7 protein-coding genes are annotated in these 10,139 nt (G+C 51.3%); all 7 read left to right on the plus strand.

Annotation, left to right across the window (positions count from 1 at the left end):
• Window positions 1-1,288, plus strand: a 1,288-nt coding sequence (locus ACETWG_06660; GenBank protein MFB0516269.1) for a T9SS type A sorting domain-containing protein, incomplete at its 5' end; no start/stop codon positions are given.
• Window positions 1,289-1,417: 129 nt separating this feature from the next.
• Window positions 1,418-2,242 (plus strand): TrmB family transcriptional regulator, encoded by an 825-nt coding sequence (locus ACETWG_06665; GenBank protein MFB0516270.1) that lies wholly within the window; start codon window positions 1,418-1,420, stop codon window positions 2,240-2,242.
• A 206-nt stretch (window positions 2,243-2,448) separates the two neighbouring features.
• The gene (locus ACETWG_06670; GenBank protein ID MFB0516271.1) at window positions 2,449-4,572 is read left to right on the plus strand and encodes an alpha-amylase/4-alpha-glucanotransferase domain-containing protein; all 2,124 of its coding nucleotides are present in this window, start codon (window positions 2,449-2,451) and stop codon (window positions 4,570-4,572) included.
• A gap of 18 nt (window positions 4,573-4,590) precedes the next feature.
• A complete protein-coding gene (gene glgP, locus ACETWG_06675; protein MFB0516272.1) occupies window positions 4,591-6,294 on the plus strand; it encodes an alpha-glucan family phosphorylase in 1,704 nt (567 codons plus the stop codon).
• Between the two features lie 657 nt (window positions 6,295-6,951).
• Window positions 6,952-7,308: a hypothetical protein gene (locus ACETWG_06680; protein MFB0516273.1), complete on the plus strand. Its 357-nt coding sequence runs from the start codon at window positions 6,952-6,954 to the stop codon at window positions 7,306-7,308.
• A gap of 373 nt (window positions 7,309-7,681) precedes the next feature.
• Entirely contained in the window at window positions 7,682-9,064 is a 1,383-nt protein-coding gene (locus tag ACETWG_06685) for a hypothetical protein (GenBank protein MFB0516274.1), read from the plus strand.
• Window positions 9,065-9,228: 164 nt separating this feature from the next.
• On the plus strand, window positions 9,229-10,089 hold the full coding sequence (locus ACETWG_06690; protein MFB0516275.1) for a hypothetical protein: 861 nt from the start codon (window positions 9,229-9,231) through the stop codon (window positions 10,087-10,089).
• Window positions 10,090-10,139 lie beyond the last annotated feature (50 nt).

The following is a 10,139-nucleotide window of genomic DNA, read 5'->3' on the forward strand; positions in this document are numbered from 1 at the left end:
CTGGGAAACCAAAATCGGGGACCGCTCCTTCACACTGAACGAGGATACCACACTGGCGTTCAAGTACTTCAATAACGAGCCCCCGGCTGGCCAGATAGTCGAGGCGAAGGTTGTCTTCTCGGTGGATGTTGGCGCTTACGAAACAATGGGTATCTTCAGCGTCGACCGGGAAGATACCGTGCAGGTACGCGGAGGATTTAACGGATGGGGTCGTGATGCCCTCCCGGATCAGAGCAACCTGGTCCTGCTGCGGGTGCCTGGTACCACGGTCTACTATCAAGGCATTACCCTGACCAAGTTCGTCGGTTCGACCGATGAATATAAATACTACATCAAGTTAAGTCAGACGTCGCGGGATCTGTTTTTAGCCCAGAATCCTTATTTCTTTGATGACATGCAATATGAGAATCCCGCGGACTGGGGTGGTGGCAACCGGATGTTCACCTTTGAAGGAGATCCCGATACGCCGCAGCAGCTGCCGCTGGAGTATTATGCCGGTGTGCCACCGCTGGGTCTGATTCCTGATGGTGATACGGTGTCAATCACTTTCACGGTAGATATGCGGCCGGGTATTCTGGCGGCCACGCCGCTCTTTGATCCGGCAGCCGACTCGGTCTGGTGGGTGCCGAAAGATGAGTGGGTTGCGCACGTGCTAGGGTATCTCCGACCGGGTGCTGGTGAAGAGAAGCGCCCCACGCTGAAGATGACCCCCACAGCGGCGAATGATTCCATCTACACTATCACCTTCGATTACATTGGCCCCATACCGTATACCATGGTGTACGTGTATGAGTTCGGTAGTGAGGTCAATGGCTATATCCAGGAGGGAGGTGGATTTGCCGCCGGCCGGTTCCGTTGTCGCTATATCCAACCGGAGCTTATCGGGCCGGTGGTCTGGCCGCGGAACTACACGGTGCCAACCGATCTGGTACAGAAGGAGGCACCGCTGGTACAGGAGGAGCCACCTGAGCTCGAAGTGGTGGGGATAGCGGATGAGCAGCTAGTGCCCAGAGGGTTCAGTGTCAGCCAGAACTATCCCAATCCCTTCAATCCCACTACGGAGATTCGGTTCACCTTGCCGAAAGCCGATGACGTATCATTCACGGTCTATAATCTGCTGGGCCAGCGGGTTGTGACCTATAGCCGTTACTTCCCGGCTCCTGGAACCTATGCCTTCCGCTGGCATGGCCTCAACCAGGCAGGCCGGTCGGTGCCCAGCGGCATCTACTTCTATGAAGTAAAGACCTCGGAGTATCGGGTCACCAGAAAAATGACCCTTCTGAAGTGAGCAGCCGATACCCTGAATACAAAGCGGGCTTTTATAACAAAGCCCGCTTTGTATTTATAGGGCAAATTAGACTGGCAAGCGTACCAAATTATTAATTTAATTCTTTGATATCATCATCGAATTGAGGCCATGAGCGAAGAAGAAACCATCGTACAGCTTTTAAAATCCCTGGGATTGACGGGGAACGAGAGCCGCATTTACCTATCGCTACTACGGAGGAATCCTGCCACCGGGTATGAAATCAGTCAGATGGCAAACGTCCCCCGCTCGGCGATTTACTCGGTTCTGAGCAAGCTGGAATCGATGAATATCATCAACAGCGTTGGTGACCGCCCGCGCCGGTTCATTCCCATTCCCCCGGAAGCGCTGATAAACCATTTCTCGCATAAAATCGAACGGGACTTATCGGAACTGAAGACACTTCTGGTGGCTTATAACCCGAATATGGCGGAGCACGACGTCTGGTATATCAAGGGTTATGAGAATATGGTCTTTAAGGCTAAAGAGACCGTTCATGACTCTAAGGCCCGGCTTTATTTCTCTATTTGGCCTCGGGAATTTTCAGTGTTGGAAAAGGAGCTGCTTTCGGCCATCGAGCGGGGTGTCGAGGTCACTCTTTTTTCTTTCTGCAGATTGCCGGAAATCAACGCTCACGTTGTTTCCTACGATCTTGATGAAGAGCGGCTTCGCCAGGCCTGGAAGAGTTCCATCATACTCGTAGCGGATAACCAGACGGCCATCATGGGAGGTGCTGAGGATGACCTGGGGAATCAGGTGGTGTGGACCAATCACCCGTCCCTTGTGGGCCTGGCCACAAATCATATCATTCTGGACATCACCTTGGCCGGAAATCGTCTCGAGCGCGATGTGACCGACATTGTGGCTCCCATGATGGCTGGCCTTAAGATCGATTTGGACGGCCTCATCGAAGAAGCCCATCCGCATAGGCATTGATAGCACGCAAGTATTGCCCCCTCCTTCGAAACTGAGTAATATCATTCACTCAATTTAGAGTGACGAAATTCCAATCATCTCACTCGTCGCAATTCACAGTTAAGTGTATATACCGGATGAGAGGCGGTTGAGAAAACGGCAGGCAGAACGGTTAGATATCAGTAGCATCACTTATCCCGAGCTCTGCCAACGATAGGATACATCTGGTGAGATCTGTACAATTCATTTTTGGTGTCCACAACCATCAGCCGGTGGGCAATTTTGATGCGGTTTTCCAGGAAGCGTTTGATAAGAGCTACCGGCCCTTTGTGGAGATCGCGCAGCAATACCCTTCTATATCTCTGACTTTACACTTCAGCGGTGCGTTGCTTGAATGGTTGGAAGATAACGAGCCGAGTTTTCTGGATCAGGTGGCGGTAATGGTCCGACGGGGTAATGTGGAGATATTATCCGGCGGATTCTACGAGCCGGTATTGGGGATTATCCCTGACCGCGATAAGGTGGGTCAAATTCAAAAACTTACCCATTACATCCTGAATCGGTTCGGCTATCAAGCTGAGGGGCTCTGGCTCACGGAGCGGGTGTGGGAACCACACCTGGCCAAACCTATCCGGGATGCGGGGATCAAGTATGTTACTGTTGACGACTACCACTTCAGGTCTGCTGGGCTGGCTGAGCATGAACTGATTGGTTATTTCCTTACGGAAGAGCAGAATGAGGCGATAGGTGTCTTTCCAATTTCCCAACACCTTCGTTATGCGATTCCCTTCAAGGAGCCGGAGGAAACTCTCGTATTTCTACGCAACGCAGCTGAAGAGGGCGATGATGTCACCCTCGTAATGGTTGATGACGGTGAGAAGTTTGGCCTATGGCCCGGTACCCATAGCCGATGCTATGGTCAGGATCAATGGCTGGATAGGTTTCTGACTGCCTTAGAGGACAACAGCGATTGGATCGAAACCACCACCTTCGGCAAGGTCTTCAATAGTCAACCTCCGAAGGGTCGGGTCTACTTGCCCACCGCCTCCTATTTTGAGATGAGCCAATGGTGCCTGCCGGCACAGAGTGGTGAGCAGTTTGACGATTTCGTACACAGCCTGAATGATCGTGGCGAAATTGATAGGGTCCGACCTTTCGTCCAAGGGGGGATCTGGCGGAACTTCCTCGTCAAGTACCCCGAATCCAACTGGATGCATAAACGAATGATCCAGGTATCGGAGAAGTTAGCTACCAGGGCAAGTCATGGTTCGAATAGAAGCGACCTTGAGCATGCCCGGGATGAGCTGTGGCGCAGCCAATGTAATTGTGCCTACTGGCACGGCATTTTTGGCGGGCTTTACCTACCCCATCTGCGACACGCCGTTTATCAACACCTTCTGGAAGCTGAGCACAGCCTCGACCGGGTATCCTCAGGGGTAAGAATCGCTCGCCAGGACGTTGATCTAGATGGTCTGGAAGAGATCGAAGTGACGACGCCTACGCTGAAAGCTTTTTTCTCTCCCCGGGGTGGCACCCTTTGTGAGCTTGACTTCCTGCCAGCCAGGTTCAACCTGATAAATTCGCTGCGGAGACATCGGGAGAGCTATCACCGGAAAGTAGCTCGAGATCAAAGCGAAGAGTCAGCATCCGGCAGCATCCATGAGATTGTCCGCTCGAAAGAGCCTAATCTTAAGGATTACCTGGTGGTAGATGCCAGTCCCCGTCATTCCCTTGTAGACCACTTCTGGCCACTACGGACTCAGGTTGAAGAATTAATGCTGGGCAAGGCCCGCGAGCAGGCCGACTTTAATCAGCGACTGTTTACAGTTGAGACTGAGTCTGATTCGGTCACCCTCTCTTGTGTCGGTAATGTACTGGATCAGTCGGTAAAAATTGTTAAGCGGGTCGCTGCACGAAGGAGTGCCTTGAATATCCGAGTCCAAATAACCAACCTTGGTCATCAGCTGATAGACGGACTCTATGCCATCGAGTTCAATTTTTCGCTTCTGGGCGGACGCACCAATGATCGCTACTACGAAGTCAATGGGAATAAGGCAGCGAGAGCCTATCTCGATGCCGAAGACCAGCTTGATGACGTATCAACACTGTCGCTCATTACCGAGTGGGAGGGCCTGGCAGTCCAGCTTCATTTTCCACAATCCCAAACTCTATGGCGATATCCCGTTCAGACGATCTCATCATCGGAAAGCGGTTTTGAAAGAATATACCAGAGTTCGGTTGTGTTGCCGGTATATAGCATGAAACTATCTCCTGACGAGCACTTCTCTGCTGTCATCGACCTTCAGCTGAGTTCCTTGCCAATATCGCAAGCTGATAATCCTGAAAAATGAAAGATTAACCTGGTATCGGTGCATCCGCCGTTTGCCCCGACAGTGAAGATGATAGAGGACCTCACCCAATTACGCTACGCCTACTTCAGCTTAGAGCTGGGTTTATCGGAAGATATTCCCACCTATTCCGGAGGTCTGGGAGTTCTGGCCGGAGATCATGTTAAGTCGGCTGCCGATCTGAATCTGCCGCTGTGTGCCGTTACCATCCTATATCGCGAGGGATACCTTCAGCAACGCATCGGCCTTGATGGCTGGCAAACCGAACGCTACCCCCGATTTAATCCTGAGCAGCTCCTGGGACGTCTACCCGTACTTTTTACCCTGCCACTCCGCGGCCGGGGAGTTTACATAACTGCCTGGCGGTACGATGTAGTTGGGCTGTCTGGTGGGGTGGTACCGGTGTTTTTCCTGGATACCGATATCCCCGAGAACCTTGAGGATGATCGGGAGATCACCAGACGCCTCTACAGTGGGGGTGAGGAGCTGCGCCTTCTCCAGGAAGGGATTCTCGGTTTTGGTGGTATGCGTCTACTGGAAGAATTGGGAGTGAATGATATTAAGACCTATCACCTGAATGAGGGTCACACTGCTTTTCTGGTTGCGGCGCTTTACAACCGGTGGCAAGATGAGCAAATGGTCCGGGATCACTGCGTGTTTACCACCCATACGCCGGTATCGGCGGGGCATGATAGTTTCCCCCGGTCAAGAGTGACCTCTGTTTTAGACAGTTTACTCCCAGACACACCCATGACGCACTTTAGCGATGATCGCTTCGCTATGACGGAGTTGGCGTTACGCGGTAGCCGGGCGGCGACTGGCGTATCTCGGCTACACCGGGAGGTCGCCCAGAAAATGTTTCCAGATTATAAAATAGACTACGTCACCAATGGGGTTCACCATCTTTCCTGGACGACGACAGACACGCGCAACCTTTTTGATGAGCATCTGCCCGGATGGCGGGAGCAGCCGGATAAACTGCGCGCTGCCGGCCAGATACCTGATAAAGCTGTCTGGAGTATGCACCGGCGTAATAAGCGAAATACTCTCCAATACACCAACGCCGCCACGCAATTGGGGCTTTCATCGGACCTGCTGACCGTCGGCTTTGCACGCCGGGTCGTGGACTACAAGCGGGCTTACCTCCTCTTCCTAGATCCGGAACGTCTCACCCGTATTTGCTCAGACAAAGTGCAGTTCATCTTCGCCGGTAAAGCTCACCCCGATGACGCTTCCGGAAAGCAGCTGATTAAAGAGATCGTGAAGATGAGTCAGCACCTGTCCGGCCGTGTACAGATCACCTACCTGGAAAACTACAATATCTGGCTCGGTCGATTGCTGGTATCAGGAGTTGATGTCTGGCTTAATACTCCCAGAAGACCCCAGGAAGCATCGGGCACCAGTGGCATGAAAGCTGCCCTGAATGGGATAATTAATGTCTCCATCCTGGATGGTTGGTGGGCTGAAGCGTGCCGGCATGGAGAGAACGGATGGGCCATAGGAGATCCAAACCATCCTAATGACGAGACCGATGCCGATCACCTGTATGCGCTCCTGGAAGAGAAAGTCATTCCTACCTATTATGATAACCGGCAGAAATGGATTCACATGATGAAAGAGAGTATTGTAACCAGTGCTGATTACACCAGCCATCGAATGGTGGAAGACTACAACCGATGTTACTATCATTATGCCGGCCTGGGGAGAAACCAAGTACTTTCTTGACAGTCACCGGAGTAATCCAATTCAAACGGTTCCGAATAAGGCCACCCAGTGCTTTCTCCAGGCAGGGGGCAATATAAATTATTGATAACTTCTAACCCTATCATGGTGGTCATTCACATCAGGCTACTTAAAGATCAGTGCATCTGCGGATACTTCTTTCCCTGCCTTGACTAACTCTTTCTGGATGGGACCATCACTTCCTTTTATCTGAATATTTTTTGATTTTTTCCCTTTCACGACAATAAATGAAATACTGCCCTCAGGTGTCTACTTTGCACATTTGAGAGCACCAGGTCATACCAGCACCATCGAGATGGTGCAGCTGAAGTAGGGGACTGGTTAGGGTAAAAATTTCAGTCTAATTGCAGCCTGACCTACTTCTCCCGACGGGGAAATCCCGGAATCATAATCCGTTGGTTGTAGATTGCTAATTTAGCTATAGCTTAATAAAGCGAAAATATGAAGGATTTCATTAGTATGCCAATTGAGCAGACTGCTCACCATGAGGCAGGCCAGACCATCGGTCATATATGTGTCGGGAAGGCATTCACTCAGATAACAATAGATCCTACAAAGGAATTTCTTGGCGCGGTTATTTGGAATCAATAGAAGGATTTCGATCCGGAAGTCCAAGTTGATTAAAGGGCGTTACAACGGATGAGGCAATGGATAGTGATGTCCTTAGCAGGTCCGATTGCAGAATCACTCTATACCAAGAAAGAGCCTTATGGCTCTGATGAGGATTTTCACAAGGCAATTGAGGTGTGTTACTATTTAGGCGGTGGTACCGAAGATGTGGAAGCTGACATCAACTGTGCATACAATAAGACCGAACAACTGCTGAAATCTAAATGGGATACTGTAGAACGCATGGCAAAAGAATTGCTTACTCATAAAACATTATCCTATCGCGCAGCGAAAAAGATCATAGAACCACTATTAGAGATACCACCTAAGTCATTCCTAGAGCATTATTCATTGATGAAGATCAGTAATGCCAGCTTTCGGCTCTAGTAGATACACGGGACTCCTTTTAGAGCTTAAAAACACGGCAAATCTCACCAGAAAACTCCCCCAACTCACCAGGTTACCGACGATTTTTGGCTAAAACTGAAGAGAAATTCTCTGTTTTGTGGCGAATTTCAATGCCAAAGGCTAGGATTTCGTCGATCAGCGTGCTATTGTTAAACAACAAACACTCCATCTGAGATAGATTAGGATCCTTGGAGAAAAGGAAATCGGGCAAAGATAAACCACGCTACTTGGGAAAGCAAATGCGAGCGCCTAATTTTGTAATGTAACAATCGAACCATTCTGATGATATTTAAATACTTGATATTTAAGAAATCTGGCCTTCTCGAAAAAAATAGCACAGATTGGAGAGCAGATGATTAAACCTAAAGTTGGATTTATCGTATACGGCGTTCATAAGGACGGCCTTCTCGATCCCATGGGTACACCCTTTATCGATGACGAGTTGGTCGAAAGTGCCAAGGCGGCGCTGCGGCAGGCTGGATTGGAACTGGTTGATCACGATCCGGTTATTGCGTCCAAGCAGGAAGCCAGGGCGTGTTTTTCCAAGTTCAAGAAGATGGATGACATCGATGCTGTAGTCCTGTTTTCCGGTACCTGGGTCTGGGCGGCCTATCTCATTCCATCGCTTCGGGATTTTTCCTTTTCAGACAAAGGTGTCGTACTCTGGACTCAGCCCGGCTCGCAGGGCTGGCGGCCGGTGGGCGGACTGGTCATGCATGGCGGCCTCAAAGAAGTCGGCATCAAGCACCGCTTCGTTTACGGCAGCTATGATGACCCTGGCGAGATCGAGCGGATTGTCTCATACTGCCGGGCCAGCCATGAGAAGAACCGTCTCAATATGAGCACTATGGGTGCTTTTGGCGGACGCGGTATGGGCCAGACGGTCGGCGTCGCCGATCCCTCCCAATGGATGAAAGTTTTCGGGGTGGATATCGACACCCGTGATACTACCGAACTGCTTAAAACCGCCATGCAGATCTCTACTGATGAGGTCAAGAAAGCCAGGGATGAGATTCAAGCGCTATTCGCGGAACCCATACCGGCAGATATGACGGCCGAACGGTCGATCCGGTTATACCTGGCAATCAAGAAGATCATCGGGCAGGAGGGTTGGGATTTCTACACGATCCAGTCTTTCCCCGGACTGGGTGATGATTACAGCGCCACGTGCTTCGCCCAGAGCATGATGCTGAATGACCGCGTGGGAACCTCGACGCTCAGCGATTTCAATACGGCTTTGACCGTGAAGCTAATCAACGATCTAAGTGAGGAGCCGGTTTACTACGGCGATCTGCAGCACATCGACAAATCGAACAATGAGATCAAGATCATTGGCGATGGTGCCTGTCCCCCCTCCCTGGCGGGCAAGGCCGGGCCGGCAGGATTTGCCGAACACGGAATTCCGACCGAGGGGGAAGCTGGCGGCCTGTCCGTGAAACTGGTCTGTAAACCTGGCGAGGGCGTGCTGGCCCGTTTGGGTCGCAACAACGGCGTGTTCGAAATGGCGGTTGTCCGCTGTTCTATCTTCGAGCCACCAGCGGATGTGCTTAAACAGCGCCAGAATGAATGCGGCATCCCGTTCTGGCCCCATGCCTTTGTAACGGTTCACTGCGATATCGACCAACTTATCGAGTCGTGGAACAACGAATATGCCGTGCTCGGCTATGGCGACCATCTTTACAACGAGCTGCTGGCTTTCTGCGAACTAACAGGGATCAAAGTCATCGCTCTTTAGCGCTCCCTGCACGATGCCAGTCACTTTCTGAAAGTGATGTTCACCGGTGATGGGAGATAGCCCCCTGCTAGAGTGCCCTTCCCATACGGGCGTGCATCGGAGGCGGGTAGTATAGGGCCACCAGCAAGCTTCTTGTGATATATCATACGGAGGCCTTGAATTCTATGAAAAAGAAATTTCAATGCGGTTTATGGTCGGTTGAATATTCACCCGAAGACGGAGCCCGCCTGGATAGTCTCAGCTTTGATGGTTATGATCTTCTGACCACCGAGCCTGTTTCCTTCCGTCCCCCGGCCACTGACTATGGTGAGTATGAGACCCGCCCGGTTTACGGCTACGACGACTGCTTCCCATCGGTTGAATCATGTGTCTTCCCGGGGCTCGACTGGATAATACCGGACCATGGTGAATTGTGCTGGCTCGCCTGGGAAGCCGCTGCGAAACCGGATCGCTTGGCTTTTACCGTCAGAAGTAAGCGTCTGCCCGTTCTTTTCAAGCGGGAACTGCGCTTTGCCGGGAATCGGCTGGACTGGTCCTTTGAGGTCATCAACGAAGGTGACAAGACTCTGCCCTTCCAGCACGTCGTGCATCCCCTGATGCCTCTGAATGAAATCATCGATGTCGAGATGCCTGCTTTCAAGTCGGTCTACGACGAGATCGGGCAGAAGACCCTGGACCTGAAAGATCCGGAAGCCTTGCGTGACTTCCTCCTGAATCAAGTTACCGGTACCGCCAACATGCTGTTCCTGCGTGGCATCGAGACCGGGGAAATGGCGTGGACTCACAGGAATGGCATTCGCATCGAAGTCACCTTCCCTCAACAACACTTCCCGGCTATCGGTATCTGGTGGAACAACTCGGGATACCCTGATGAAGACGAATGCCGTCGAAATGAGTGCGCTTTTGAGCCGGTCCCCGGATACAACAGCGATCTGTCAGATGCTTATGAAGCCGGACGATGCCTGTCGGTACCGCCGGAGCAGCGCTTCGCCTGGCAAATCCATTGGAAGATCGAACGCTTATGATCTACAGTAACGTCTGAACGGTCCCGGAGTTTTGAATACAAAAAATCGGG

The sequence above is a fragment of the Candidatus Neomarinimicrobiota bacterium genome, from assembly GCA_041862535.1.
Lineage (GTDB): Bacteria > Fidelibacterota > Marinisomatia > SCGC-AAA003-L08 > TS1B11.

What these genes read in the sequence shown, in the direction of transcription:
- ACETWG_06685 (MFB0516274.1), top strand. Translation starts at nt 7,682, where the DNA reads ATGATTAAACCTAAAGTTGGATTTATCGTATACGGCGTTCATAAGGAC.
- ACETWG_06665 (MFB0516270.1), top strand. Translation starts at nt 1,418, where the DNA reads ATGAGCGAAGAAGAAACCATCGTACAGCTTTTAAAATCCCTGGGATTG.
- ACETWG_06690 (MFB0516275.1), top strand. Translation starts at nt 9,229, where the DNA reads ATGAAAAAGAAATTTCAATGCGGTTTATGGTCGGTTGAATATTCACCC.
- ACETWG_06680 (MFB0516273.1), top strand. Translation starts at nt 6,952, where the DNA reads ATGAGGCAATGGATAGTGATGTCCTTAGCAGGTCCGATTGCAGAATCA.